We start from the raw sequence: 25,925 nt of genomic DNA on the forward strand, positions 1-25,925 counted from the left end.
CCCCCACTCGCGCGAACCAAAGCCCAGCTCGCTGGACTGCGAGCCAGTACGGCCCCGCCCTGTCGGTGCAAGTGTTGTGAACACCGTTCGCGGCCCGTTCCCGCCAGTTGCCGACGCCCCGAGGTCGCCGCGAATCGGACCCAGCCGTGCGACTCGGATTGCGTGGTATCGCCCCAAGCAGGAGGAGCGAGGCCGACACAGCCCCGCCGGGTGCGAGTCTTACGAACACGCAGCGCCGCAGGCGCTGCAAAAACCAACACAGCATGGTCCACACTGGTTGCCATGAGTATTCGGCCGCTGGACGGGGTGCGCGTCCTGGAACTCGGCAATTACATCGCCGCGCCGACCGCCGGGCGCATCCTCGGTGATTTCGGCGCTGAGGTGATCAAGGTGGAGCGCCCGAAAGCCGGCGACGAGTTGCGCAACTGGCGGCTCTACGGCGGCGACACCTCGATGCTCTACCGGACGATCAATCGCAACAAGAAGTCGATCACGCTGGATCTGCGCACCGAGGCGGGGCGCGGCATCGTGCTCGACCTGGTCCGGCGCTGTGACGTCCTGTTGGAGAATTTCCGGCCCGGCATGCTGGAGAAGTGGGGCCTGGGCCCGGAGGCGCTGAACGAGGCGAATCCGGATCTGGTGATCACCAGGATCTCCGCCTACGGGCAGACCGGGCCGATGTCGCAGCGCCCCGGGTTCGCCGCGGTGGCCGAGGCGGTCGGTGGGCTGCGCGAACTGGTCGGTGATCCGGACCGTCCTCCGGTGCGCACAGGCGTCTCGATCGGCGACTCCATCGCGGGCGTCTACGCCGCGTTCGGCACCGTGATGGCTCTGTTCCAGCGTGAGCGCCGCACCGAGCGGGACGCGCCGGTTCCGCTGCGGGAGCGAGTGATCGACGTGGCGCTCAACGAGGCGATCCTGTCGGTGATGGAATCGCTGGTGCCGGACTATCTGGCCTACGGCATCCAGCGCGAACGCGTGGGCGGCCGGATGGAGGGCATCGCGCCGAGCAACGCCTACCCGTGCTCCGACGGAACCAGCATCATCATCGGTGGCAACGGCGACGCCATTTTCCAGCGCTACATGGCGGTCATCGATCGGCCCGATCTGGCCGCCGACCCGGAACTCCAGGACAACGCAGGCCGCTGGCGCCACCGGGAGCGGCTGGACGCGGCCATCGGCGAGTGGACGGTCCGGCACAGCCGCGCGGAGGCGCTGAAAATCCTCGAAGCCGCCGCGATTCCGTGCGGCCCGATCTACACCGCGGCCGACATCGTGGCCGACGAGCAATATCGGGCGCGCAACATGATCCAGCCGTTCGCCGTGGACGTCGGCGCGCCGGAGCCCAAGGTCGTCGGGTTTCCCGGCATCGTCCCGGTGATCGGCGAGCAGTCCCTTCCCATCCGTACCGTCGGCCCCGACCTGGGTGAGCACACCCGGGAAGTGCTGTCCGACGTGCTCGGCATGACCGAGGCCGAGATCGACGCGTTGGAGGCGCCATGACCATGCAGCCGCACGACCGGAGGCGTCCGGAAGGACGCGGAGCGCGGGAACTGCGTGCGCCGGGCAGCAGCAGGCCCGCGGTGCAGCCGAATCCCACGGGGGCGGGCGAGAAGCCCTGGGGCGGCGTGATGTGCGGCCGCCGCCAGAAGCGGGAGCAGCGATGACCGCGCCGGTGCTGCGCGACGTCACGCTGCGCGACGGACTGCAGCTGACCGGCAAGCTGCTGCCGGTGCAGCGCAAGGTGGACATCGTGCGCCGCCTGCTCGCGCTCGGAGTGCCCGCGCTGGAGATCGGTTCGATGGCGCGCCCGGACCTGGTCGCGCCGATGGCGAACACCATGGAGCTGGTCGCGGCGCTGACGCCGGAGGAACTGCGCCGCTGCTGGGTGTGGGTGGCCACGCCGCGGCACGTGGAGAAGGCCGCCGCGGCCGGGGTGCGCAACTTCCAGTACTGCTTCTCGGTCTCCGACGCGCACAATCGGGCGAACATCGGACGCGACACCGCCGACAGCCTCGCCGCCATGCCGGACGCGGTGCGCCTGGCCCGCGCGGTGGACGGGTCGATCCAGTTGTGTTTGGCGACGGCCTTCACCTGCCCCTTCGACGGCCCGGTCGACCCGAAGCGGGTGCTGGCCATCGCCCGCGATCCCCGCACCGAGGGCGCGGACGACATCGTCCTGGCCGACACTCTGGGGCAGGCCCATCCCGGCCAGGTCGCCGCGCTGGTCGCCGCGGTGCGCGACCGCACGCCTCCGCGCCGCATCGTCTTCCACGGCCACGACACCTGGGGAATGGGCGTGGCCAACACCCTCGCCGCGGTCGCGGCCGGCGCGGACATGGTCGACGGGGCTCTCGGCGGACTCGGCGGCTGCCCCTTCGCCCCGGGCGCGAGCGGCAACACCGCCTCCGAGGACATCCTCTTCGCCACCCGGCCCGATTGGTTCGATCCCACGACCCTGGCTTCGCTGGCGAACCTGTCGGAGGAACTGCTCGCCGAACTCGGCGAGCCCAACCGATCGCGCGCACTGGAAGGCGCCCGATCGAAAGCATCGGCCTTCGAGTGGGTCGTGGGGGAGCGCCCCTAGCCGGAGCCCCGCGGCGGCATACCGCGACCTGTCGGCCTCACGGCGAAGGAGACCGAGCATGCGCCGTTCGTGGCCCGGCTCGCGCCCGAGCGGCCGCCGCGTCCGCGACGAAGTCGCCAGCGGCGGCCGCTCGGACGCGAGCCATAAGGGGGCCGCGAACACGCCGCGCCGAAGGCGCGGCAAATCAAACACCGCAAACACAGGGTCTTCCCTGATGGCGTGCGGGAGCTGAGCCGGTAAGACTGGACGGCATGACTTCGCAAGCTTTGGGCGCCGAGATCGCCGACGCGGCGGCTCCGACCGATGTCGCGGCCCACGCTATCGAACTGACCAAGGTCTACGGATCGGGTGACACCCAGGTCAGGGCATTGGACGGAGTGTCGGCCGAGTTCGCGAAGGGGGAGTTCACCGCGATCATGGGCCCGTCGGGATCGGGCAAATCGACCCTCATGCACTGCCTGGCCGGGCTGGACAGCGCCAGTTCCGGCACCGTCCGCATCGGTGACACCGACCTGACCACCCTGTCCGACAAGCAGATGACGCGCCTGCGGCGGGACCGGATCGGTTTCGTCTTCCAGGCGTTCAACTTGGTGCCGACGCTCACCGCGCTGGAGAACATCACGTTGCCGCTGGACATCGCCGGGCGCAAGGCCGATCAGGAGTGGCTGGACACGGTGCTGAAGCGGCTCGGGCTGGTCGATCGGCTCACCCATCGTCCCAGCGAGCTGTCCGGCGGCCAGCAGCAGCGGGTGGCCTGCGCCCGTGCCCTCGCGGGCAAGCCGGAGATCGTCTTCGGTGACGAGCCGACCGGCAATCTGGACTCGCGCGCCTCGGAGGAGGTGCTGTCGATCCTGCGCGCCGCGGTGGACGAGTTCCGGCAGACGGTCGTGATCGTCACCCACGAACCGCACGCGGCCGGGTTCGCCGACCGGGTGGTGTTCCTGGCCGACGGACGCATCGTCGACGAGATGCGCGATCCGACCTCCGACACCGTGCTCGACCGGATGAAAGCGTTGGAGCAGGCGTGACCGGGTCGGTGCGGAAGATTCGGGGGCGGGCGTGATGGCCGCGAGTCCGATGCGGAAGGTGGCGCTGCGCAATCTGGCCGCGCACAAAGTGCGGCTCGCGCTGACGCTGTTGTCGGTGGTGCTCGGCACCGCGTTCATCGCGGGCTCGTTCGTGTTCACCGACACGCTGCAGAGCACCTTCGACGGGATCTTCGCCGGCGAGGCGAAGGGCGTCGACGTCCGGGTGAGCCCGAAGGAGCGCCAAGCGCAGGGCATCCCGAACAATGTGGTGGACGAGCTGGTGAAGTACCCCGGCGTCCGCACCGTCGCGCCGAGCGTGAACGGACCGGTGGTCCTGCTCGATCCGGCGGGCAAGAAAGCCGTGCAGACCGGCGGGGCGCCTACGCTCGGCAAGTCGTATCTGCCGCCGGGGAAGGCCGTCGCGGAGCCGGAGAAGTTTCTGCAGGGCGTCCCGCCCGCCCGGTCCGGCGAGATCGCGCTCAACACCGGCGGCGCCGAGCGAGCCGGGCTGAAGGTCGGCGACCGCACCAAGATCCTCATCCCCTCCCAAGCCGATCCCATCGACGTGACCCTCACCGGGATCTACGAGGTGCCGTCCGACACCGGCGGTTTCATCGGGGTGCTGTTCGACGACACGCAGGCGCGCAAGCTGTTCACCGACGGACTGCACGTCGCCTACGTCGATCTCGCGGCCACCGGCATTCCCGGCGACGAACTGCGCGACAACCTGGCCGGTGAGCTGCCGGGCTACAAGGTGCAGAACGGCGACCAGGTGCGCGCGGACCTGAAGAAGGAAGTCTCCAACGCGCTCAACTTCATCAACTACTTCCTGCTCGCCTTCGGTGCGATCGCGCTGATCGTCGGCACGTTCATCATCTACAACACCTTCTCGATGATCGTCGCGCAGCGTTTGCGGGAGCTGGCGCTGCTGCGCGCGGTGGGCGCGAGCAGGCAGCAGGTCGGCCGGTCGGTGGTGGCCGAGGCGTTCGTCATCGGCTTGATCGGCAGCGTGATCGGCCTCGCGGGCGGCGTCGCGCTCGCGTTCGGATTGTCGGCGGTGCTGAACGCGTTCGACCTCGGATTGCCGACCGGATCGATGGCCGTGCGTCCACGCACCGTCGTGGTCGGACTGCTGGTCGGTCTCGTGGTGACGGTGGTGAGCGCCTACGCCCCCGCGCGCCGCGCCGCGCGGATCCCACCCGTGCAGGCCATGCGCGAGGAGTTCGCGTCCACCGGCGAGTCGCTGCGCTGGCGGACCGTCTCCGGTGTGGTGCTCGCCGTGCTCGGCGCGGGCTTCGTCGTGCTGGGTGCGCAGCGCACCGGCGGCACGGCGGCCGCCACGGTCGGGGTCGGCGCGCTCGGCCTGATCTTCGCGGTGCTGCTCGCCGCGCCCGCGCTGTCGCGGCCGGTGGTCGGCGGGCTCGGGGTGCTGGTGCGCCCGTTCGGGCCGATCGGCCGCATGGCGCGCAACAACGCGGCGCGCAATCCCCGCCGCACGGCCGCGACCGCGTTCGCGCTCACCCTAGGGCTGATGCTCGTCTCGGCGATCGGCATGCTGGGCGCCTCGGCGAAGGCCAGCGTCGGTGTGCTGGTGGACAAGGGTGTGCGAGCCGACTACGTGCTGGCCGGGCCGCAGTTGCTCGGCGTGCCGTTCGGTGCGGCCGACGCTGCCCGCACCGACGTGCCCGGAGTGCAGCAAGCGGTGGGGATGCGAGGTGCCGGCTTCAAGCTCGGCGACGAGCAGGTGTTCGCCACGTCGCCGGACGGGCCGCTGAACGGCGTGCTGAACTACGAGATCGTGCGCGGCAGCGACACGCTCGGCGCCCGCGACGTGCTCGTGTCGGAGGACGAGGCCGCCGACCGCGGGTGGAAGGTCGGCGACCAGGTGACCCCGACCAGCGTCGACGGCAAGAAGGTTCCGCTCACGGTGACCGGCCTGTACAAGAAGAACCCGCTGCTCGGTCCGATGGTGGTGTCGCAGACGGTCTACGACGAGGTGGTCCCGCTCAACTTCCGGACCAATTTCCTGGTGCTGATCAAGGCGCAGCCGGGCGCGAACCTCACCCAGATGCGCGCCGACCTGGAGCAGGCCACCGAGCGGTTCGTCGTGGTGCAGGTGCAGGACCGCGAGGAGTTCAAAGGCGCGCAGGGCAAGCAGATCAACACCCTGCTGGCCATCCTGTACGGTCTGCTCGCCTTGGCGGTGGTGATCGCCATCCTGGGCATCGTCAACACGCTCGCGTTGTCGGTGGTGGAGCGGCGCAGGGAGATCGGCATGCTGCGCGCGGTCGGTATGCAGCGCGCCCAGGTGCGCCGCACGATCTATCTGGAGTCGATGCTCATCGCGGTGTTCGGCGCGATCGTCGGCATGGTGCTCGGGCTCGGCCTCGGGGTCGGCTTCCTGCGCACGCTGCGCGACTTCGGCCTCGACCAGATCGCCATCCCGTGGAACCAGCTCGTGCTCGTCCTGGTCAGCTCGGCGGTCGTCGGGGTGCTGGCCGCCCTCTGGCCCGCGGTGCGCGCGGCGCGCACGCCGCCGCTCGCTGCCATCGCCGATCTCTGAGATACCGTGCGGCGCACAGATATTGTGCGCCGCACGGTGACGGATCGGCTTCAGAGCCGCGTCTCTCTCGCCGACGCACATGGACACACGGCGTCGGCGCTCTCTCCGGCGTGTCCGGCTGGGTCATCTTGCCCGGCGGATGAGCGCTCGTTGTCGCGTGCCGCCGGTGGGCGAAACCGTGGCAGCGTGACACGTCCCTCGAAGTCGGTGGACCGACGGCAGCACTCGAGTCAGGCTCAGAGGCGCCGCCCGGGTCAGGGGCGGCAGTGATCGCGAATTCGCTTGTGCTGTAAGCGAACTCGACCATCGACGCGCCGGTGTCTGTCCCGTCACATCCTGCTGAAGTTGTCCGTTTCGTAGTGCTAGTTTAAACGGAGGCTATCACTCCACTTAACTTTCGGTAACGGCCTGTTCAACGGGGAAGGAGGCCGCGCGATGGTCGCTGTGGACTTCGGGGGTCCGGGCGCCGGACTCGAGTTCGCACCGGGCGGAGTCGTCGAACGGGTGCGTGCGGCGGTGCGCGGTCGCGGCGGCGAGGCGCTCGGGCAGCTGCTCCTGATCACGGTGCTCTATCTCGGCTATCGCGCAGGGCGGCTGGTCACCGCCGATCACACCGGGCGCGCCATGGTCAACGCACACGGTCTGCTCGGCCTCGAGGAGCGGCTCGGCCTGCCGGACGAACAGCAGGTCCAGGCGTTGTTCCTGCACCGCGACTTTCTCGCGGTCCCGGCCAATTTCTACTACGCCGCGGCGCATTTCACGGTGGCCGCCGGGGTGCTGCTGTGGCTGTGGACGTTCCGGCCCGAGCACTATCGCTGGACCAGGAACCTCATGGCGGCCCTGACCGGAGCCGCGCTCCTGGTGCACATGCTGGTTCTGCTCGCGCCTCCGCGCATGCTGCCCGATCGTGGTTTCGTCGACCTGGCCGCGCTGTACGGCCAATCCGTCTACGGGGAGGCCGAGTCCGGCGGTCTTTCCAATCAGTTCGCGGCTATGCCGTCGCTGCACGTCGGCTGGGCGCTGCTGCTCGGTGTCGCCGTGGTCGCCGCGACTGGCACGCCGTGGCGCTGGCTCGCCCTGGCGCATCCGGCGCTGACCACGCTCGTCGTCGTGGGCACCGCCAACCACTACTGGCTGGACGCGATCGTCGCTGTCGGATTGCTGGCAGTGGCCGCGGCTCTGCATCCCTTCGTGGTACCCGCGGCGGCCACCGCCTGGGGCGTGATGGGTCCAGTTCGGCCGAAACCTGTTTCGACCTGAAAACCCTGCCGTCGCTCGTCGTTCAGGTCGTCTCCCTGGTGCAGGAGATCGCCGCCGGTCACACCGGCTGATCGGTTCCCGCAAGCCGCCCTTGGTGGAGGCCGTCAACCGGAAAGCGGGATCGGCCAGGAGTGCCGTCTTCTCGTACGGGAGCGCCGACTCAGTGGTGGGCCGCGTTGGCGTGCGACCAGGACTGGACGTCGCCTCGATCGAGGGCCACTGCCAGCAAGTCCGGGAATTTGTCGGGTGTGCAGGCGAAAGCCGGGATGCCCAGCGCGCCGAGGGCCGCGGCGTTGTCGTGATCGAAGGCGGGGGCGCCGTCGTCGGAGAGGGCGAGCAGCACGACGACCTGCACGCCGGCCTCCTGCATGGAGCGGACGCGGCGCAGCATCTCGTCGCGGATACCTCCCTCGTAGAGGTCGGAGATCAGGACGAACAACGTGTCGGCCGGGCGAGTGACCAGGGATTGGCAGTAGGCGAGGGCCCGATTGATGTCGGTGCCGCCGCCGAGTTGCGTGCCGAACAGCACGTCCACCGGGTCGTCGAGTTTGTCGGTGAGGTCGACGATCTCGGTGTCGAAGACCACCAGCGAGGTGCGCAGCGACCGCATCGAGGCCAGCACCGCGCCGAACACCGACGCGTACACCACGCTGGCGGCCATCGAACCGGACTGGTCGATGGCCAGCACCACGTCGCGCCGCACCGCCTGTGCCTTGCGGCCGTAGCCCACCAGCCGTTCGGGTACCACGGTGCGATGCTCGGGCAGGTAGGTGGCGAGGTTCTTGCGGATAGTGCGGTCCCAGTCGATATCGCGCAATTTCGGCCGGGTGACGCGAGCGGCGCGGTTCAGCGCACCGGAGACCGCGGTGACGGTGTGCGCCGCCACGCGCTGTTCGATCTCCCGCACCACCTTCTCCACCACCATGCGCGCGGTCGCCTTGGTGGTCTCGGGCATCACCCGGTTCAGGCTCAGCAACGTGCCGACCAAGTGCACGTCCGGCTCCACCGCCTCGAGTAGTTCCGGCTCCAGCAGCAACTGCGTGAGATCGAGTCGCTCCACGGCGTCGCGCTGCATGACCTCGACAACCGTCGCGGGGAAGTAGCTGCGAATGTCGCCGAGCCAGCGGGCCACGCGCGGCGCGGAACCTTGCAAACCACCGGTGCGCTTGCCGGGCGGAGTCTCGTCATCGGTGTTGTACAGCGCCGACAGCGCCCGGTCCATGGCCGCGTCCGCGCCGGAACCCAGCCCGCCGAGCCCTTCCTCCGCGGCCGCGCCGAGCACCAATCGCCAACGCCGGGAATGTGCTTCGACGCTCATATCGTGTCCTCGCCCCGCTGCCCGATCGCTCATATCGTGACCCCCAAGATCTCCGCCGCGGTGCGCACCGCGGCTGTGGCGCGGTCCGCGTCGATGTCCGCGACGGCCGACGCGGCGGCCACGGACCCGCCGTCGCGGACGGCCTGCCCGATCGCGCGGCGCTCACCCGATTCGAACGCGCCGAAGGTCCGGCGCAGCAGCGGCAACGTCTCGACGAACGTGTCGTCCCCGAGCCCGCGCAACCAATCGTCGATGAGCCGCAACAGCTCCCGATCGTGCACCAGCAGCAGGCCACGGCCGCCGAGGAACCCGTCGACCCACGCCGCCTTCGCCGCGGCGGTGGCGCCCACCGACAGGGCCGCGGACAGCCTGCGCGCGGATTCGGCGTCATCGATGCGGCCCGCGTCGGCGAGCAGGCGGACGGCTCGTCCCACGAGCGCGCCGTGCACGTCGTCGCGGTCGGCGACGCGGCGCAGGGCGGCCAGCCACTCGCCGGTGGCCCAGCCGTCGTCCCTGGTGTGGATCGCGGTGTGCGCCGCGTCCAGCAGGCCGCGCAGTTCGGTGGCGGCGTCGGTGTCCAATCCGGTGACCGCGGCGGACAAGCCCGCGCAGATGCGCACCAGCAGGCCATCGGCGACGTGGGCCAGCGCTTTGGTGTCGGTGCCGCGCACGTCGCCGTAGCGCAGTGTGCGGATCAGCCCGGGCAGCGCGGCGAGAAGGTGGGTGACGTCGTGGTCCAGCGCGGCGGTGGACTCCAGCCGGGCGATCAATCCGTTGGTGGCCCCGCCGAGGTCGGCGAGCAGCGCGACTTCCAATGCGGCGGTGAGGTCGCCGACGGAGCGGTCGGCGCGGCCCGCGGTGTCGAGGATCTTCGCTTCCGCCGCGGTGCGGATGGTGGTGCCCCAGCGCGAGGCCTCGATGATCGAGATCGCGTACTCGGGATGCCACCGCAGCGTCCAGGTTTCCCGGAAGGTGCCGGTGCTGCGCACCTCGCTGGTGGTGAGCGTGCCCCAGTCGATGCCGAGCACCCGCAGCCGGTGCAGCAGGCGCGATCGCTCGACCTCGCGTTCCTTACGCAGATCCAGGTCGACGGTGCGGGCCGACGGCTCCTGCTTCATCCGCAGCGACCGGATGGTGGCCCGCAGGTCCGCGTCCAGCGGCACGGTCGGCGTCTGCTCGGGAACGGCGCCGAGTGCCTCGCCGACGACGAGTTCGCCGATCACCAACCGCAGCATCGTCTCGTCTCCGCCGCACAGCACCGACCGCGTAGCCTCGGTGACCTCCGACAACCCGGCGAGCGGGCGGCCGCGCAGCGCGGCGAGTGTGTCGGCGAGCCGGACCGCCTCGATGACGTGCGCGCTGGAGACGGGCAGGTCGTGGGCGCGCAGCACACCGGCGACCTTGGTCAGCCAGCGGGCGATCGGTCGTTCGGTCTCGGTGAACAGGTGGTGATACCACCCCGGCGAGGTGACGCCCGCGCCGTAGCCGGAGGTGGTGGACAACCGTGAATGTGTCCACGGCACCCAGGTGAGCCGGGCTTTGGTCTTCGGCAGCCCTTTGAGCAACCGGGCGTCGGGTGCGGCGGGCCCGAGCGCGCCGGTGAGCGCGGGCGCATGCCACGCACCGCATACCACCGCCAGTCGTGTCGCTCCGTCCTTCAGAGCTTTGCGCATGGTTTGGCGCATATAGGCTTCGCGCCGCAGCGTGTGGGCGTCGACCACGAGGGGCTCGGGTGGTGATTCGCGCACGGGGGATTCGGCGACCGCCTCCGCGACCGAATCGAGCTCCGGCTCATCCGCGGGGCCGCTGTCCGGCGTCACGTCGCCTTGCCGCGCGGTGTGTTCGGCGGATTCCCGCAGCGCGCCCATCGCCTCGGTGATCGGGTCGAACGCGTCGGCGTCGGGCACGGATTCGACGACGGCGTCCCACCAGCGTTCGGCGTCGTCGTAGCCGCCGGCCTCGGCGAGCGCGGCGAGGGGATCGAAGCGGTCGCCGGGTTCGTCCTCGGTGGCGAGCACTGTCGACGCGGGCAGGTCGCAGAATCGCACGGGCACGTCGTGGTCCACGGCGTACCGCAATGCCTGCCATTCGGGGGAGAACACCGCGTACGGCCAGAACGCGGCTTTGGCGGGTGCGTCGGGAACATACGCCAGCAGCGCGACCGGCGGCGTCATCCCCTCGGCCGCGACGTAGCCCACCAGAGGATCGGCGTCCGAGGGCCCCTCGATGAGAATCAGGTCGGGGCGGAACGCCGTCAGCGCAAGCCGCAGCGAGCGCGCCGACCCGGGACCATGGTGGCGGATGCCGAAAACCCTGGTCACCGGGGCGAATTCGGCGGGAGAGGTCACCCGGTGACCTCCCGGCAGGCGCGGTAGAAATCCGCCCAGTCGGGCCGCTCGCGGACCACGGCCTCCAGGTACTCGGTCCACACCACCGCGTCGGCCACCGGGTCCTTGATCACCGAACCGAGCACCGCGCCCGCGATGTCCGAGGCGCGCAGCACGCCGTCGCCGAAGTGCGCCGAGAGCGCGATGCCGTTGGTGATCACCGAGATCGCCTCGGCTGTGGACAGCGTCCCGGACGGCGACTTGAGCTTGGTGCGGCCGTCGGCGGTGCTGCCCGAACGCAGTTCGCGGAAGACCCGCACCACTCGCCGCACCTCCTCGGCCGCCGCGGGCACGGTGGGCAGTTCCAGCGCGGAGCCGAGCTGCTCGACCCGCCTGCTGACGATGGCGACCTCCTCGTCCTCGCTCGCGGGTAGCGGCAGCACCACCGTGTTGAAGCGGCGGCGCAACGCGGAGGACAGTTCGTTCACCCCGCGGTCGCGGTCGTTGGCGGTGGCGATGACGTTGAAGCCCTTGGCCGCCTGCACTTCGCGGCCGAGTTCGGGCACCGGCAGGGTCTTCTCGGACAGGATGGTGATCAGCGCGTCCTGCACGTCCGAGGGGATGCGGGTGAGTTCTTCGATCCGGGCGATGGAACCCGTCCGCATGGCGTTGAGCACCGGCGAGGGCACCAGCGCAGCGTCGCTCGGTCCTTCGGCGAGCAACCGCGCGTAGTTCCAGCCGTAGCGGATCGCCTCCTCGGCGGTGCCCGAGGTGCCCTGCACCAGCAGCGTCGAGGAGCCGCTGATGGCAGCGGAAAGATGTTCCGAGACCCAGGTTTTGGCGGTGCCCGGCACGCCGAGCAGCAGCAGCGCCCGGTCGGTGGCCAGCGTCGCGACCGCCACTTCCATCAGCCTGCGCGGGCCCACGTACTTCGGGGTGATCACGGTGCCGTCGCCGAGGGTGCCGCCGAGCAGGTAGGTGACCACCGCCCAGGGCGACAATCGCCACGAGGGCGGGCGGGTCCGATCGTCGGCGGCGGCGAGGGCGCGCAGTTCGTCGGCGTACGCCTGCTCGGCGTGCGGACGAAGCAGGGCCGGTGTGGGGTCGGTGGTCGTCACTGCAACTCCTCGAGCATCATCGAGCGGTGGTTGAGGTCGTGGGCGAGCTGGTCGAAGGCGTGCTCCCAGGCGGGATCGTCGCATCGGCGGGCCACCGCGGACAGGCTGCCCGCGGCGGCTATCGGGAGGTGGACGGCGGCCGTGGCGAGCAGCGACCGGTGCGCGTTCGGCGACGCGCCGTGCGTCTCGGGGCGACGCGCCGCCGCCCGCGCCCGTTCGAAGAGCAGCAGGACGACGTGCTGGGCGAGCGCTTCCGGCCACGGATGGCCCATCGCAGGCAGCAGCGCCTCGATCTCCGAGAGCCACGAGCCGTCCAGCCGCACCAGGTGCGCGGTCCGGTCCGGCAGCGGCAGCAGCGCGAACAGCTCGCGCCTGCGTAACATCGCCAGGTCGGTGGGGACACCGGCTTCGAACAGCGCCCGCGCCCAGGCCGAATCGCGCTGGGCCAGTGCGGCGTCCACCCAGCCGTCGAAGACCGGCTGGCGGAACCGGTCCTCGATGGTGGCGCGGACCGCCTGCTGCGGCGTGCCCAGCACACCGGTCCAGTGCGTCAGCGCAGTCGCGGCCACCACCTGCCGCAGCCGCGCCGCGGACACGTCGGGCGCGCCGTTCCAGCGGTAGGCGAATTCGGATGTGCGATCGGTGATTCCGTCGCGCTGCGCGGCGGCGTCGAGCGTGTCCGGAAGGGCGAGAACAACGTGTGTGTGCAGCATCCGGTGCTCGGCGCGCAGCCACGCGCTCGCCCGGGCGCGCATGCGCAGGCTGAACGCCGATTCCGGGAGCCGCGCGAGCAGTCCGGCGGCGGTGCGGCGCACGTCGGCCCGCCGGTCGTCCAGCGCCGTTTCCAGCAGGGGCTCGTCGTCGGGCCCGAGTCCGTCGGCGAGCACGGCCAGCAGTTCGGCCTTCAGTGGCCCGGTTTCCTTCGGCCACGCCGCGTTGAGCGTCGTCCTGGCCGCCTCGGCGTCGTCGCGCCGGAGGGCGGCGAGCCAGTCGCGCCGCTCGGCGGGCTGACCGAACAGCCAGGTGTCCGCGGAGCGTTCGGACGCGGGCGACGGCTGCCGCACCAGGTCGCGCCAGTCCGGATGCCGGGCCGCCAGCCAGCTGCCCCGAGTGCCCGCCAGGCGCAGCAGCGGCTCCCGCGAGGTGGCGTTGATCTTCGCGTGCTCGAGCAGTTGCTCGCACAGCGCGTCCGGGGCCCGATAGTCGTGCGGCGCTGCCGCGTCGAACCATTCGGGAAGGAATGCCGAGCGCTCCCGCAGCATGCGGGCCAAGCGTGCGGCTGCCGGGCGCGGCAACAACGGGCGCGGGTCATCGGCCGCCGGTTCCGGCGCCGCCGCGGTGGCGGGCGCGACACCGCCCCGGCGGAACAGGTCGTGCAGCGCCGCGGATTCGAGCAGCCGCAACGCGGGGTCACTCGGCAATCGCTCGGCAGCGCGCGCGATCGGGGGCGCCAACCCGGTGAGGTCCGGGGACCGGCGCGCGGTGCCCAGCAGCGCGACGGAGGTGAGATCCGCGCTCGCGGACGACCCGGCGGGCGGACGGGACGCGTCGAGGCCGAAGGTTTCGGTGGGCGTCAGGTCGGTCACCTCGCCGGCGGTGAACACCGAAATCGGCGCCAACCCGTCGGGGCTCCACTCGCCGACCACGGTCACGGGGTGACCGCCGGAGACGGCCATCAGCGTCCACGGCTGTTCGCCCGGCCGGATCGGCAGCGCCGTGCCGTCGGATTCGGTGACGTACCAACCCTGTTCGGTCCGGGTGGGCACCACGCGGGCCAGCAGCATCGGCCACGAACGCAGCCACGGATCGGCGCCCAGCGCGGTCGCGTGCGCGCCCAGCGCGGCGGCGATCGTGGCGGCCCGGCCGGCTTCGGCGGGCAGTGTGGTGAAGGGTTCGGCGGCGCCGTGCCGTTCACCCCACAGTGCTCGCAGCGGTGCGGCGCCCGGATAGAAATGCAGCTCGGCGTCGGCCAGTTGCCCGAGCGCGGGAACGTCGGCCGGGAAGCCGGGTGAACCGAAGGAATGATCGACCACCAGCGCCCAGCGCCCGGTTTCCCGCCCGTACAGCCACGCGCGCCGGGTGTAGAGGCGTTCTTCCTCGGTGACCCGCAGGCCGCACACCATCCATCGGTCCCGGACCGCGGCTTCGGCGCGCACCGCCTCGGCCGGGCTGGGGTATCCGACGTGCGTTCGGATGCTGGCGCGCAGAGCGGGCGGCACCGCGTCGAGCTGCCGGTGTGCGGCGATCAGCAGGTGCATCCGCGCGTATTCCCGCAGCACCACGTCGGGCCAGTCGGTTCTGGTGGCCACGGCTGCCGGGAGCCTGCGCAAGGCGGAGGCGAGCCCAGGGGCCTGCGCGTCGACCATCCTGGCGGCGACGGCCTCGAAGGCGCGATAGGAGCGATCGGCCTGCGCGAGCCCGGTGCGCACCTGATCACCGAGCCAGACGTCGAGTTCCTCCAGCCCCGCGGTCACTCGTACCCGCCGCTGTTCGGCGGTGGCCGGGTTCGGGGTGCGGGCGCGGTCGGCGGTCGCGGCGCGCGCCGCACGTCCGCCGATCCACGACGCCGCGTAGTCCGCGGTTTCCGCGGCCACGGCGACCTCGCCCGCGGCCCAGCGCAGCAACAGCGACAGTGCGTGCTTGCAGGGGAACTTGCGGCTCGGGCACGAACACCGGTACGCCGGACCGGACAGGTCGACGATCGTCTGGTACGGCGTGGCCCCGCTGCCCTGGCACCGACCCCACAGCGCCGCGCCGTGTTGCCCGCTCTCCTGCCAGCGGCTCACCAGCTTGCGCGCCGCCGACAGCGAACTCGCGTCCGGCGCCAACGCCGTGACCTGGTCTTCGGTCCACGGCGTCGTCATCGCGCGGCTCCGGCTCGGTGGTGCCTCATCGCTTCCTTCGTTGCTCGGTTGACCGGATTTCTACCCCAGCGCACCGACAAGTGCCGCCGCCGGTGCCGCGCCGGGAACGGAACCGCTTGCCCCGGCGTCACATTCGCCGATCGAACGATCTTGCGCCGATCGGGGCGTTCTGGCATTCTGTCCTGTTCGGCTCGACCGAGCCACCCGGAACGGGTGTCGACACCATCGAGGCTGCCCGCCGGGGTTGGCGCGAGGGGTGGACATCGAGACGCGGCGCAGGCGTTTCGATGACCATATTTCCATCCCCGCGGGCAGATTCGCATGGGCGCGGTGTGCGATTCGAACGTGATCGGGTAGCGTTTCGCACAGCTTCGACAAGGCGCCGCGCACGGGGTTGGAGGAGTGCGCGGCTCGATGGTGGAGGGGATTTCGCATGCGCCTGGATCCCGACGCTGTCCAGGCCGCCGGATCAGCGGACGCCACGCCCCGGCTCTCGGAGGTGGTGACCCGGCGCCTCGCGGAGGACCCGGCGGTCACGCCCTCGGTCAGCCGGACCGTCCTGCGCGCCCTCGGCGCCGCCGAATCCGATGACGCGACAACGACATTCGATCACTCCGGGATCTTCCTCAGCGCCATCCGGGTGTGCGGTTTCCGCGGCATCGGTCCGGAGACGACGCTCCAACTGCCGCCCGGGCCGGGTCTCACGCTCGTGGTCGGTCGCAACGGCAGCGGTAAATCCAGCTTCGCCGAGGCCGCCGAATTGGCCCTGACCGGCGGTAATCGCCGCTGGGACGGCCGATCGGCGGCCTGGCGGGAAGGCTGGCGCAACCTGCACGAGGGCGCGGCCGCCCGCATCGAGCTGGAGCTGCTCACCGCGGGCGACGCGCCCCGGCTCACCATCACCAAGGTATGGGCGCCCGACGCGGATCTGTCGGACGCGCACTGGACCCAGCGGTATCCGCCCGCGCCGCCGAGCGTATTCGACACCGACCGCTGGGCGGCACAGCTCGAGCTCTACCGCCCGTTCCTTTCCTACAGCGAGCTCGGCGCGCTGGTGGACGGGAAGCCGAGCGACCTGTTCGACGCGCTGCACCAACTGCTCGGGCTCGACGAGCTCACCCTGGCGCAGGAGCGGATCCGGATGCGCAGGCTGCAACTGGAACGCGCCGTGCGGGATTCGCGGCAGGAACGGCTGGAACTGCTGGAGCTGCTGGCCTCGGTGGCCGACGACCGCGCGGTCCGGGTGGCCGGGCTGCTGCGGCCCGCCCAGCCGGATCTGGCGGCCGTGGGCCGTGAAGTGCTGGGCGTGGTGGACGACCCGGCCGGACCGGACGGCCTGCGCGCGATCGTGCGGCTCGCGCTGCCCGACGACGCCGAAGTGGAAGCCGTGGCGTCCCGGCTCGAGGCGTGCGGCGACGCTCTCGCGCAGGGCGCCACCGCCGACGCCGAAGCCGATCTGCGCCTGCTCGGCCTGCTGCGCAAAGCGCGCGAGCACCAGGCGGCGAGTGGAACCTGCCCGTGCCCGATATGCGGGCGCGGCGCACTCGACGAGGCGTGGGTGCGCGAGACCGACGCGGCCATCGAGCAGCTGGCCGCCCGGGTGGACGCGCTCACCACCGCCCGCATCGAGCTCGGCAACGCCGTGCGGGCCGCGCGGGCGCTTCCCGACCTGGTTCCCGCCGAACTGGATTTCGATCCGCGCAATCCTCCGTCGGTGGACACCACGGCGGTGCGCGGGGCTTGGGCCGACTGGGCCGCGCTCACCACCGCCGAATACACCCCTGAACTGCCCGAACGTCTGCGCGTCGCGCACGCGCGGCTGGTCGACGAACTCGACCTGCTGCAGCAGGGCACCCGCAAGGAACTCGACCGCTTGGACGAGGTGTGGACGCCTTTGGTGCCGCGGATCGTGGCCTGGCTGGACGGCGCGCGCGAGGTGGCCGCGCACGCGGCGGAACTGCGCACGGTGAAGAGGGCCGAGGACTGGCTGAAGTCGGCCACCGCTGGGCTGCGCGGTGAACGCATGACGCCGCTGGAAACGACGGCCCGCTGGGTCTGGCGCACGCTGCGGCAGCAGAGCAACGTCGAGTTGGGCGCGATCCGCCTGCAGGGCAACGCGGGCACCGCACGCCGCGTCCTGCTGGACGTGACCGTGGACGAGGTGGACGGCGCCGCATTGGGTGTGATGAGCCAAGGCGAGTTGCACGCGCTGGGGCTGTCGCTGTTCCTGCCGCGAGCGACGGTGGAGGAGAGCCCGTTCCGCTTCGTCATGATCGACGACCCGGTGCAGGCGATGGACCCGGCCAAAGTGGACGGCTTGGCACAAGTGCTCGCCACGGTCGCCTGGACGCGTCAGGTGGTGGTGTTCACCCACGACGAGCGCCTCGCCGAGGCGGTGCGGCGGATGCAGCTCGACGCCACCGTGCTCGAGGTGCAGCGCCGCGACCGCTCGGTGGTCGAGGTGCGGGTCTCCAGCGATCCCATCCGCCGCTATCTGGACGACGCGCGCGCCTTGGTGCGCACCCCCCAGTTGCCCGCGGCGATCGCCGACGAACTCGTTGCCACGTGCTGCCGCTCGGCGGTGGAGGCGGCCAGTCTGGCCAGGGCGCGGCGCACCCTGCTCGCCGCGGGCATGAACCACAACGAGGTGGAACGCCACATCGATGCCGCGCACTCCACCAGGGCGAAGGTGGCGCTGGCGGTGTTCGGGGTCGGCAGCAAGGTCGACGACCTGAACAAGAACCTCATCGCGCGGGAAGGACGGTGGGTGGTGGACGCCCTGCGCGACGCCACGGCGGGCGCGCACGTGCCGATCGGGCGCGACATGCGCGAGCTGATCGGTGAGACGGAGAAGTTCGTCGCGTGGCTGGTTCGGTGAGGCGCCGATGAGCGGGCGGCGCCGGCCGGTCGGCGCGCGCCGCGGACCCGCGGAGGGCGGCCGCGGTCCCCGGCACGGGCAGCGGCGGAAGGACGGTGGGCACCGGCCGCGGGCGAATCGGCCGTCGGTCGCCGAGCGGCTGGAGACCGTCGATCTGCTGCTCGGCGGATCGGTGACCGACGCGGGCGGATTGTGGTCGCGGGCGACCGCCTGGATTCTGCGGATAGCCCTGGAACAGGCCGTGGACGATCTGTGGCTGCGGCTGGCGCCCGCGCTGATCCGCTGCCCGATGCGGGCGCAGCTGATCGCGCTGCGCGCCTTCGCGGGGCCGGAAGTGGCGGCGCGCGTGGCGGTGCTCTGGGCCGCCCTCTCGCGCGCCGCCCACCACCACGACTACGAACTCGCGCCGAGCGTCACCGATCTGCGGCGCTGGCGCGAGCAGACGGTCGCCTTGGCCGCGGACCTGGCGGCGGTGGACGCGCACCGTTGACGCTCGGCGATCGCGCGCACCTGGTTGCGGGTGTGCGACGAGGGTCGACCCGGCGATCCCGCACGATGATTCGGCGGCAAGATGCGAGGGCATGAGCCGGGCCGGGCCCGAGGTGGCACGGCACGTGGTTCCTCGGTCTACCTGTAACGGGCGGGCACCGGTGACCAGGATCGACCCCCGCGGCGGAGCGTGCCCACGGTGTGCTGTGCTCCGTGTGGAGCCGCGACGGCGGCGGCTCTCGGGTTTGCCCGAGGCAGTGCGACACGGCGATCATGAGGGGCCCGGCCGAGCACGGACGGGATGGCAGACCGGCTCCTACCGGAGGTGGTCGCACAGCACGACCACGACGGGTCGCGCTCGTGCCGGAGAGGAGACAGCGTGAGCGGAGCACGACGGTGCCCGTGCGGGCGCGGTGACGCATACGACGAGTGCTGTGGCCCGGTGCTGCGCGGCGAGCGTCCGGCCGCGACCGCCGAAGCGCTGATGCGGTCGCGCTACACCGCGTTCGCGGTGGGCGACGCCGACTACCTGCTGCGTTCCTGGCACCCGCGCACCCGCCCACGCGAGCTGGCCCTCGATCCGGCGCAGCGCTGGCTGTTCCTGGAGATCACCCGGACCGACCGCGGTGGACTGTTCGACGAGACCGGCACGGTGGAGTTCGTCGCGCACTACCGGGACGCGGACGGCCGCGGCGCACTGCATGAGATCAGCAGATTCGCCCGGTCCGACGGCGCCTGGGTGTACCTGGACGGCACGCACGACGCCTGACCGGTAGCGTCGACGGGCATGGCACGCGTCGCGATCGAGTACTGCACCCAATGCCGCTGGTTGCTGCGGGCGAGCTGGATGGCGCAGGAACTGCTCAGCACGTTCGCCACCGACCTGGACGAAGTCGCGCTCGTCCCGGGTTCGGGCGGGATCTACCGGATCACCGTCGACGGCGAACAGATCTGGGAGCGCAAGGCCGACGGCGGATTTCCCGACATCGCGGTGCTGAAGCAGCGGGTGCGCGACCGGGTCGCCCCCGAGCGCGACCTCGGCCACGTCGACCGGCGCGACTGAGACCACACCGGCCGGACCAGGTCATCCGCAGCAGCCGCCACCACAGCAGCCGCCGCCGGCCGGGGGCGCGGCGGAACTCGGCGCGGGCGCGCTTCCGCCACCCCGGGAGACGGTGGCGAAGGTGGTCAGCAACTTGACCGTGTCGTCGTGGCCGGTCGGGCAGGTCGCGGGCGCCGACGCCTCCGCCATCGGACGGGTCACCTCGAACGTGTCGCCGCAGCTGCGGCACCGGTAGCTGTAACTCGGCATCCGCTCAGTTTAGGTCCTCCGCCCCGATACGTTCGGATCGCACTGCGCCGAAATCTTCGCACCCGCGCGCCGCGTCCGTACCGTGACGGGGCAGCGCGGCGCTGAAGAGGTGGTGCTGTTCGTCGGGAACGTGATCGACGTGGACCGTCGCCGTGCACGGGCAGGTGCATTACGGACCGAGGTCGGGTGCGGGTTCGATCGAGACGCTGCTCGGCCTCGGCGCGGGGAAAAGCGCTGGACAGCTGCCGGTTTCGTCGCTCAACGACTCCTACTCCGATCATGCGCTGCTCACGCGCTGCGGTGCGGCCTCGACGATGCCGGACCTGGTGGCGGCCGCTGCCGACGGGGCGCCCGTGCGCGGCCTGTTCCTGGAGCGCGCCCGCGTGCTGTGCCGGGTCGTCGCGGCACTGATCGATCTGCTCGACCCCGAATCGGTGGTGATAGTGGACCGGGGCCGTCACGTCGCCGGTGTGTGGGAGGCGTATCTCACTGCGGTGCGCGAGCATTGGCGGCGCGGGCAGTGGGCGCGCACGAGATGATCGCCGCGCTGGAGCACGGGTACTACCAGCCGATCGGCGACCACGGGCGCAGTATGTCGGCGGGCCAGCGCCAGCTGCTCGCTCTGGCCAGGGCACAGTCGTCGCCCATCGCCTCGCCACCGCCGCGGATCTCATCGCGGTGGTCGGCCAGGGGCGGCTGCTGCAGACGGGCACGCACGCGGAGCTGCTCGCCGAGGACGGGCCGTACCACAGGTTGTGGGCCGCGTATGTCGGCGACGGCCCGGCGTCGGTAGCGGACCGGCAATCGGAGGCCGCCACCTGATCCTGCTGCACGGCTCCGTCGGGACCCCGGCAGCATCTTTTCCGCTATCAGGGGGAGCACGGGACGATCGCGGCCACCGTGACCGATTCGACACCGGACCCCTGGGCAGGGGCCTGAACAGCGGATGAATAGCATCCGACGCAGCAATGTCTCGGCATCGAAACGTTGCCGTACTGATCTTCGACGTACTCTCGAAAAAGAAGTATGAGGAGGTCTGCGATGCGCGCTCAGTTCTCCGAGGCGGTGCCCGGTCCGGACGGTTTCGCCGAGCCCATCGCGCGAACGGCTTACGGCGACGTGCGCGGCCTGCGCGAAGGTTCGATTTCCGTCTGGCGCAGCATCCCGTACGCGACGGCGCCCGCCGGTCCGGCCCGGTTCGCCCCACCCGAGCCCCCGCAGCCCTGGGACGGAGTGCGCGACTGCACCTCTTACGGGCAGATCGCGCCGCAGACAATGGGCACGATGGTCCCCATCGACTCGGGCCTGACCATGGGCGAGGACTGTCTCTGGCTCAACGTGTGGTCACCGCGGTCCGAGACCGGCGATCCCGCCCGCGTCCCGGACGCCGAGCCGCGCCCGGTGCTGGTCTGGCTGCACGGCGGAGCGTACTGCCTCGGCACCGCCGCGCAGCAGATCTACGACGGGCGCAAGCTGGCCGCGACCGGCGACGTCGTGGTCGTGGGGGTGAACTACCGGCTCGGCGCGCTCGGCTTCCTCGACCTGTCCTCGCTCGGCGACGACTTCGCGCCGAACCTCGGCCTGCACGACCAGATCGCCGCTCTGGAATGGGTGCGCGACAACGTCGCCGCGTTCGGCGGCGATCCCGGCAACGTCACGCTGTTCGGCGAGTCCTCCGGCGCGGGTTGCGTCACCGCGCTGCTCGCCGCCCCCCGCGCCGCCGGGCTGTTCCACAAGGCGATCGCGCAGAGCCCACCCGCGACCACGGTGTTCGGGCCGGAGCGGGCGGCCACGGTGGCGCAGCGATTCCTCGAGCTGATCGAACTGCCCGCGACCAGGGCCAAAGAACTGCTGGAATGCCCGATCGAGCGGATCATCGCGGCGGCAGGCGTCCTGCTGGACGAGATTCCGCTGAAGGAGCCGGGCAGGCTGGCGGCCGCGCCCGTGGTGGACGGCGATCTGCTGCCGACCTACCCGATCGACCGGTTCCAGCGGGGACGCACCCACCGGGTGCCGCTGATCATCGGCACCAACAAGGACGAGGCGTCGCTGTTCCGGCTGCTGCGCTCGCCGATCATGCCGGTGACCCCGGACGCGGTGAACGCGATGCTGCGGGACGTCGCGGCGGGGCACCCGGAGATGTCCGCGCAGCGCATCGCCGAGATCACCTCCGCCTATCCCGATCTGAAGAAGGCCCGCGGAGCGCTGGCGATGTCCACCGACGCGGCGTTCCGGATGCCGGCGCACTGGGTGGCCGACGGTCATGCCGCGCACTCGCCGACCTGGATGTACCGCTTCGACTACGCCACCCCGATGCTGCGGGCGGCCCGGGTCGGCGCGGGTCACGCCACCGAATTGCCCTACGTCTTCGGCAATTTCGGCACGCTCAACCTCGACCCGACCTTCTGGCTCGGTGGTCGCAGAGCGGCCATGGAGGTCTCCGGCCGGATGATCCGCCGCTGGCTGGCGTTCGCCGCCCATGGCGTCCCCGCCGCCCTCGACGGCTCCAAGCACTGGCCGCCCTACCGCCTCGCCGCCCGCGCCACCCTGCTCATCGACAGCGTCGATCGAGTGGTCGACGACCCGGACCGTGACCTGCACACTGCCTGGGGCCAACAGGCTGTCGGTTTCTCCTAGGGGCGCTGTTCGACCCGGCCGGTGCCGCCACCGACTTGAACACTCGTGTCGGCGCGGTCGGTGGCGCCGGAAGCAAGCCCCCCGCCGACCATGCGGATGTGTCGATGACCTCCGGATCTTCGTGCGCGGGGGCGAGCGGGACGCGCCTCAGACGTCGGTCGAGAAGCGAATGCCGCCGTCGGGGATCTCCACGCCGGGCCACACGCGCGCCCCGCGCAGGAGTTCGCAGCGGGCGCCGATGTTCGCCCCGTCTCCGATGACGCCGTCACGGACGAGCGCGCGCGGGCCGATGCGCGCGCCGAAGCCGATGATGGTGCGCTCGACCGTGGCCCCCGCCTCGATCACCGCGCCGTCGAAGACGACCGCGCCGTCCAAGCGCGCGCCCGCGCCGATCTCGGCGCCGCGGCCGACCACCGTGCCGCCGATCAGCAGCGCTCCCGGTGCGACGCCCGCACCAGGATGGACCAGCGATTCGCCACGCTGACCGGGCAGGGCCGGGGAGGGCGCGATGCCGCGGACCAGGTCGGCGGAGCCGCGGACGAAGTCCTCGGGAGTGCCCATGTCGCGCCAGTACGAAGCGTCGACGTAACCCTGGACGCGGGCGCCCTCGGTCAGCAGCGCCGGGAACACCTCACGCTCCACCGACACCGGACGCCCGGCCGGGATCTTCTCGATGTACTCGCGGCGGAAGACGTAGCACCCGGCATTGATCTGGTCGGTCGGCGGGTCCTGGGTCTTCTCCAGGAACGCGGTGACCCGGCCGTTCTCGTCGGTGGGCACACAGCCGAACGCGCGTGGGTCGCTGACCCGCACCAGGTGCAGCGTCACGTCGGCACGGGTCGACTCGTGGGTGTCGAGCACCGCGCCGAGGTCGGTGCCGCCGAGCACGTCGCCGTTGAACACCATCACGTTGTCCGCGCGCAGCTTGGGCAGCACGTTGCGGATGGCGCCGCCGGTGCCGAGCGGCTCGGTCTCGGTGACGTACTCGATCTCCAGGCCGAGGTCCGAGCCGTCGCCGAAGTGCTCCTCGAACACTTCGGCCTTGAACGACGTGCCCAGCACCACATGGGTGATCCCGGCCTCCGCGATGCGGGCGAGCAGGTGGGTCAGGAACGGCAGCCCGGCCGTCGGCAGCATCGGCTTGGGCGCCGAAAGGGTCAGCGGCCGCAGCCGCGTGCCCTGCCCGCCGACCAGGATCACCGCGTCGGTGCCTGTATTTCCTGCCATCAAGCTCCCCTGTTCACAAGGTCGTACTCGCCGCCGCCGCTATCCGGCGTCGCGCGCCTGCTGGCGCAGGGCAGATCGAACCGCAATCCGCGAGCGGATCGCAAGTCCGGCCCGCAGTGCCAGCCGCAGCGGAGCCTGCCACCAGTGCGGATGCCGGTCGGCCTGGAACCGGTAGGCGCTGGCGTGATGGGCGGGCAGCATCACCTCGGGATGGCGGCCCGCCGCGTGCCCCTTGGCATGGGTGACCTCGGCGTCCGGCACGAACACGTTGTGCCAGCCCGCCTTGCCCATCCGGTCGCCGAAGTCGACGTCCTCCATGTACATGAAGTACCGCGAATCGAAGCCGTCGATCGAGTCGAACGCCGCGCGCCGCACCAGCAGGCACGACCCTGACAGCCAGCCGACGGCCCGTTCGGAGATCTCCTCGTTCTCCTGCCGGTACCGGCGGGTCCACGGGTTGGACTTCCACACCGTGCCGAGGATCGCGTGCCCGGCGCCGTCGAGCAGGCCGGGCACCCGGCGGGCCGACGGGTACACGCTGCCGTCCGGCTCGAGCACCAGCGGCCCGAGCGCACCCGCGCGCGGCCAGCGCTTGGCGGCGGCGAGCAGTGTGTCGATCGAATCGGTGCCCCAGCGGATGTCCGGGTTGGCGATCACGACGAACTCGATGCCCGGATCGATCTCCGCGACCGCCCGGTTGATGGCGCCGCCGTAGCCGATGTTGCCGCCGGTGCGCAGCAGCCGCACGTGCGAATTGGCCTCGGCGACCAGCTCCGGCACACCGTCCACCGACCCGTTGTCGGCGAGGATCACCTGGGGTTTCTCCGAGGTGGCCCCAGCGAGGGTGGTGATGAAGTGCTCGAGGTGCTCACCCGGGGAGTAGGTCACCGTGACGACGGCCAGCCCGGTGGGCGCGGCGGAATCGGAATCACTCACGGCAGCCAACTCTAGTGGGCGCGACCGAACGTCGTCTGTCGATAGGCCGTGCACGGCCGCGGTGGGAGTGGAGGTACGCCGATTGGGTGCTGTCGGACACGGTCTGTCGGTGGTCCGCGCACGGCCGCAGGACGCCTTGAAGGTGCTGCCGGACGTCGTCGGTGGTGGTCCGCGTACGGCCGTAGTGATGGCGCAGGTACGCCTTGAAGGTGCTGCCGGACGTCGTCGGTGGTGGTCCGCGTACGGCCGTAGTGATGGCGCAGGTACGCCTTGAAGGTGCTGCCGGACGTCGTCGGTGGTGGTCCGCGCACGGCCGTGGCGAAGGCGCAGGTACGCCGCGGAGGTGCTGTCGGACGCCGTCTGTCCGGAGGTTGGCGCACGGCCGCGGCGAAGCCGGAGGTGCGCCTAGTCGGCCCGTCGCGCCAGCGCGTCCCCCAGCGCGGTCCGCCAATCACGCAGTGGCCGCAGCCCGGCATCGTTCCACGCCCGCGGCGACAACACCGAATATGCCGGGCGCCGTGCGGGTCTGGGGAACGCGGAGGAATCGCACGGGCGGACGCGCTCGGGATCGGCGCCGACACCCGCGAACACCGCGCGGGCGAGCTCGAATCGACTGGCCCGCCCGGCATTGGTGGCGTGCAGCACGCGCGGGGCGTCCGGCCGGCCCGCCAGTTCCAGCAGCGCGGCGGCCAGATCGGCGGCATAGGTGGGCGAGCCGACCTCGTCGTCGACCACGTCCACGGTGTCGCGTTCCCGCTCCAGCCGCAGCATGGTCGCGACGAAATCGCTGCCGCGCCCGGTGTATACCCACGCGGTGCGCACCACGTGCGCGTCCGGGCAGCCGCTCAGCACCGCCTGTTCGCCCGCGAGCTTGGATTCCCCGTAGACGGTGGTCGGTCCGGTCACATCGGCGGTGTCGTACGGCCGATCCTGGGTACCAGGAAAGACGTAATCGGTGGACAGATGGATCAGCCGGGCACCGAGGTCGGCGCAGACCTCGGCGAGCACGGCCGGTCCGGTGGCGTTGCCCGCGTACGCCGCCTCGGTTTCGGTTTCGGCCTGGTCGACGGCGGTGTACGCGGCGCAGTTCAGCACCACGTCGCCGGGCGCGAGTACCGCGCGCACGGCAGCGGGGTCGGTGATGTCGAGTTCGGCGCGCCCGTAGCCGCCTGCGGCCGGAGCGAGACGCCGCAGTTCCCGGCCCACCTGTCCGTGCGCCCCGGTGACGACGAGGCGGGCGGGCACGGTGGAGTCGGGTGCGGTGGGGTCGGTCACGGGCGCAAGTCTGGCACGCCGCCACGTCCGCGGTTGCCGCCGTTCGCGATAACCGTTCGATAGCCTTGAGCTATCGGGGGATCCCGAAACCGGGCGGGGCGAGCGG

The 25,925-nt window shown here is 71.3% G+C and carries 20 protein-coding genes and 1 pseudogene; 13 read left to right on the plus strand and 8 right to left on the minus strand.

All coding sequences use genetic code 11. From position 1 onward, the window contains the following. The first annotated feature begins 282 nt into the window (after nt 1-282). The 6 genes from LTT66_RS19585 to LTT66_RS19610 all read left to right on the plus strand — a co-directional run bounded on the left by LTT66_RS19585 (nt 283) and on the right by LTT66_RS19610 (nt 7,438). On the plus strand, nt 283-1,503 hold the full coding sequence (locus LTT66_RS19585; RefSeq protein WP_233060062.1) for a CaiB/BaiF CoA transferase family protein: 1,221 nt from the start codon (nt 283-285) through the stop codon (nt 1,501-1,503). Beyond that, nucleotides 1,500-1,667, plus strand: coding sequence for a hypothetical protein (locus LTT66_RS19590; protein WP_157229815.1), 168 nt, complete (start codon nt 1,500-1,502; stop codon nt 1,665-1,667). The genes LTT66_RS19585 and LTT66_RS19590 overlap by 4 nt, the downstream gene beginning before the upstream one ends. Further along, nucleotides 1,664-2,587, plus strand: a complete 924-nt coding sequence (locus LTT66_RS19595) for a hydroxymethylglutaryl-CoA lyase (protein WP_233060063.1) — start codon at nt 1,664-1,666, stop codon at nt 2,585-2,587. The genes LTT66_RS19590 and LTT66_RS19595 overlap by 4 nt, the downstream gene beginning before the upstream one ends. A gap of 251 nt (nt 2,588-2,838) precedes the next feature. Continuing rightward, a complete protein-coding gene (locus LTT66_RS19600) occupies nt 2,839-3,615 on the plus strand; it encodes an ABC transporter ATP-binding protein (RefSeq protein ID WP_233060064.1) in 777 nt (258 codons plus the stop codon). 34 nt (nt 3,616-3,649) lie between these two features. Further along, nucleotides 3,650-6,178: an ABC transporter permease gene (locus LTT66_RS19605; RefSeq protein WP_233060065.1), complete on the plus strand. Its 2,529-nt coding sequence runs from the start codon at nt 3,650-3,652 to the stop codon at nt 6,176-6,178. A gap of 435 nt (nt 6,179-6,613) precedes the next feature. Beyond that, nucleotides 6,614-7,438 (plus strand): phosphatase PAP2 family protein, encoded by an 825-nt coding sequence (locus LTT66_RS19610; protein WP_233060066.1) that lies wholly within the window; start codon nt 6,614-6,616, stop codon nt 7,436-7,438. 160 nt (nt 7,439-7,598) lie between these two features. On the opposite strand, the gene LTT66_RS19615 is transcribed toward LTT66_RS19610, so the two are convergent. From LTT66_RS19615 to LTT66_RS19630, 4 genes are read right to left on the minus strand one after another with little or no spacing between them, the layout of a single operon-like run. Then, complete coding sequence (locus tag LTT66_RS19615) at nt 7,599-8,756, minus strand: VWA domain-containing protein (RefSeq protein WP_233060067.1); 1,158 nt, start codon at nt 8,754-8,756, stop codon at nt 7,599-7,601. Nucleotides 8,757-8,785: 29 nt separating this feature from the next. Continuing rightward, nucleotides 8,786-11,122, minus strand: coding sequence for a DUF5682 family protein (locus LTT66_RS19620; protein WP_408638858.1), 2,337 nt, complete (start codon nt 11,120-11,122; stop codon nt 8,786-8,788). After that, entirely contained in the window at nt 11,101-12,201 is a 1,101-nt protein-coding gene (locus LTT66_RS19625) for an ATP-binding protein (RefSeq protein ID WP_233060069.1), read from the minus strand. The genes LTT66_RS19620 and LTT66_RS19625 overlap by 22 nt, the downstream gene beginning before the upstream one ends. Beyond that, nucleotides 12,198-15,065, minus strand: a complete 2,868-nt coding sequence (locus tag LTT66_RS19630; RefSeq protein ID WP_233060070.1) for an SWIM zinc finger family protein — start codon at nt 15,063-15,065, stop codon at nt 12,198-12,200. Before LTT66_RS19630 ends, LTT66_RS19625 begins: the two co-directional genes overlap by 4 nt. 433 nt (nt 15,066-15,498) lie before the next feature. Between LTT66_RS19630 and LTT66_RS19635 the strand changes: the two genes are divergently transcribed. The 4 genes from LTT66_RS19635 (at nt 15,499) to LTT66_RS19650 (ending at nt 19,495) form a co-directional block, all read left to right on the plus strand. Continuing rightward, a complete protein-coding gene (locus LTT66_RS19635) occupies nt 15,499-17,943 on the plus strand; it encodes an AAA family ATPase (RefSeq protein WP_233060071.1) in 2,445 nt (814 codons plus the stop codon). 7 nt (nt 17,944-17,950) lie between these two features. Next, nucleotides 17,951-18,433 (plus strand): hypothetical protein, encoded by a 483-nt coding sequence (locus LTT66_RS19640; protein ID WP_233060072.1) that lies wholly within the window; start codon nt 17,951-17,953, stop codon nt 18,431-18,433. 378 nt (nt 18,434-18,811) lie between these two features. After that, nucleotides 18,812-19,201 (plus strand): YchJ family protein, encoded by a 390-nt coding sequence (locus LTT66_RS19645; protein WP_233060073.1) that lies wholly within the window; start codon nt 18,812-18,814, stop codon nt 19,199-19,201. 18 nt (nt 19,202-19,219) lie between these two features. Continuing rightward, nucleotides 19,220-19,495, plus strand: a complete 276-nt coding sequence (locus tag LTT66_RS19650) for a SelT/SelW/SelH family protein (protein WP_043696962.1) — start codon at nt 19,220-19,222, stop codon at nt 19,493-19,495. A gap of 21 nt (nt 19,496-19,516) precedes the next feature. On the opposite strand, the gene LTT66_RS19655 is transcribed toward LTT66_RS19650, so the two are convergent. Then, nucleotides 19,517-19,744, minus strand: a complete 228-nt coding sequence (locus tag LTT66_RS19655; RefSeq protein ID WP_043696959.1) for an FmdB family zinc ribbon protein — start codon at nt 19,742-19,744, stop codon at nt 19,517-19,519. Between the two features lie 152 nt (nt 19,745-19,896). Here LTT66_RS19655 and LTT66_RS19660 point away from each other — a divergent pair, with 152 nt between their 5' ends. The 3 genes and pseudogenes from LTT66_RS19660 (at nt 19,897) to LTT66_RS19670 (ending at nt 22,381) form a co-directional block, all read left to right on the plus strand. Next, nucleotides 19,897-20,283 (plus strand): hypothetical protein, encoded by a 387-nt coding sequence (locus tag LTT66_RS19660; RefSeq protein ID WP_233060074.1) that lies wholly within the window; start codon nt 19,897-19,899, stop codon nt 20,281-20,283. Then, nucleotides 20,253-20,566: pseudogene (locus LTT66_RS19665) on the plus strand (hypothetical protein); the annotation flags it as partial. The gene LTT66_RS19660 and the pseudogene LTT66_RS19665, both read left to right, overlap by 31 nt. A 219-nt stretch (nt 20,567-20,785) precedes the next feature. Continuing rightward, a complete protein-coding gene (locus LTT66_RS19670) occupies nt 20,786-22,381 on the plus strand; it encodes a carboxylesterase/lipase family protein (protein WP_233060075.1) in 1,596 nt (531 codons plus the stop codon). 147 nt (nt 22,382-22,528) lie between these two features. Here the strand turns inward: LTT66_RS19670 and manB are convergent, their stop codons facing one another. The 3 genes from manB to rfbD form a co-directional block, all read right to left on the minus strand. After that, nucleotides 22,529-23,608 (minus strand): mannose-1-phosphate guanylyltransferase, encoded by a 1,080-nt coding sequence (gene manB / locus LTT66_RS19675; RefSeq protein WP_043696952.1) that lies wholly within the window; start codon nt 23,606-23,608, stop codon nt 22,529-22,531. Between the two features lie 39 nt (nt 23,609-23,647). Beyond that, on the minus strand, nt 23,648-24,544 hold the full coding sequence (locus LTT66_RS19680) for a glycosyltransferase family 2 protein (protein WP_043697026.1): 897 nt from the start codon (nt 24,542-24,544) through the stop codon (nt 23,648-23,650). Between the two features lie 405 nt (nt 24,545-24,949). Beyond that, the gene (gene rfbD / locus LTT66_RS19685; protein ID WP_233060076.1) at nt 24,950-25,819 is read right to left on the minus strand and encodes a dTDP-4-dehydrorhamnose reductase; all 870 of its coding nucleotides are present in this window, start codon (nt 25,817-25,819) and stop codon (nt 24,950-24,952) included. Between the last annotated feature and the right edge of the window lie 106 nt (nt 25,820-25,925).

This window comes from Nocardia gipuzkoensis (assembly GCF_021183645.1).
Taxonomy (GTDB): domain Bacteria; phylum Actinomycetota; class Actinomycetes; order Mycobacteriales; family Mycobacteriaceae; genus Nocardia; species Nocardia abscessus.

Excerpts from the sequence above, each read along its gene's own strand:
- LTT66_RS19585 (WP_233060062.1), top strand. The coding sequence starts at position 283 with ATGAGTATTCGGCCGCTGGACGGGGTGCGCGTCCTGGAACTCGGCAAT.
- LTT66_RS19590 (WP_157229815.1), top strand. The coding sequence starts at position 1,500 with ATGACCATGCAGCCGCACGACCGGAGGCGTCCGGAAGGACGCGGAGCG.
- LTT66_RS19595 (WP_233060063.1), top strand. The coding sequence starts at position 1,664 with ATGACCGCGCCGGTGCTGCGCGACGTCACGCTGCGCGACGGACTGCAG.
- LTT66_RS19600 (WP_233060064.1), top strand. The coding sequence starts at position 2,839 with ATGACTTCGCAAGCTTTGGGCGCCGAGATCGCCGACGCGGCGGCTCCG.
- LTT66_RS19605 (WP_233060065.1), top strand. The coding sequence starts at position 3,650 with ATGGCCGCGAGTCCGATGCGGAAGGTGGCGCTGCGCAATCTGGCCGCG.
- LTT66_RS19610 (WP_233060066.1), top strand. The coding sequence starts at position 6,614 with ATGGTCGCTGTGGACTTCGGGGGTCCGGGCGCCGGACTCGAGTTCGCA.
- LTT66_RS19615 (WP_233060067.1), bottom strand. The coding sequence starts at position 8,756 with ATGAGCGTCGAAGCACATTCCCGGCGTTGGCGATTGGTGCTCGGCGCG.
- LTT66_RS19630 (WP_233060070.1), bottom strand. The coding sequence starts at position 15,065 with ATGACGACGCCGTGGACCGAAGACCAGGTCACGGCGTTGGCGCCGGAC.
- LTT66_RS19635 (WP_233060071.1), top strand. The coding sequence starts at position 15,499 with ATGCGCCTGGATCCCGACGCTGTCCAGGCCGCCGGATCAGCGGACGCC.
- LTT66_RS19640 (WP_233060072.1), top strand. The coding sequence starts at position 17,951 with ATGAGCGGGCGGCGCCGGCCGGTCGGCGCGCGCCGCGGACCCGCGGAG.
- LTT66_RS19650 (WP_043696962.1), top strand. The coding sequence starts at position 19,220 with ATGGCACGCGTCGCGATCGAGTACTGCACCCAATGCCGCTGGTTGCTG.
- LTT66_RS19655 (WP_043696959.1), bottom strand. The coding sequence starts at position 19,744 with ATGCCGAGTTACAGCTACCGGTGCCGCAGCTGCGGCGACACGTTCGAG.
- LTT66_RS19670 (WP_233060075.1), top strand. The coding sequence starts at position 20,786 with ATGCGCGCTCAGTTCTCCGAGGCGGTGCCCGGTCCGGACGGTTTCGCC.
- manB (WP_043696952.1), bottom strand. The coding sequence starts at position 23,608 with ATGGCAGGAAATACAGGCACCGACGCGGTGATCCTGGTCGGCGGGCAG.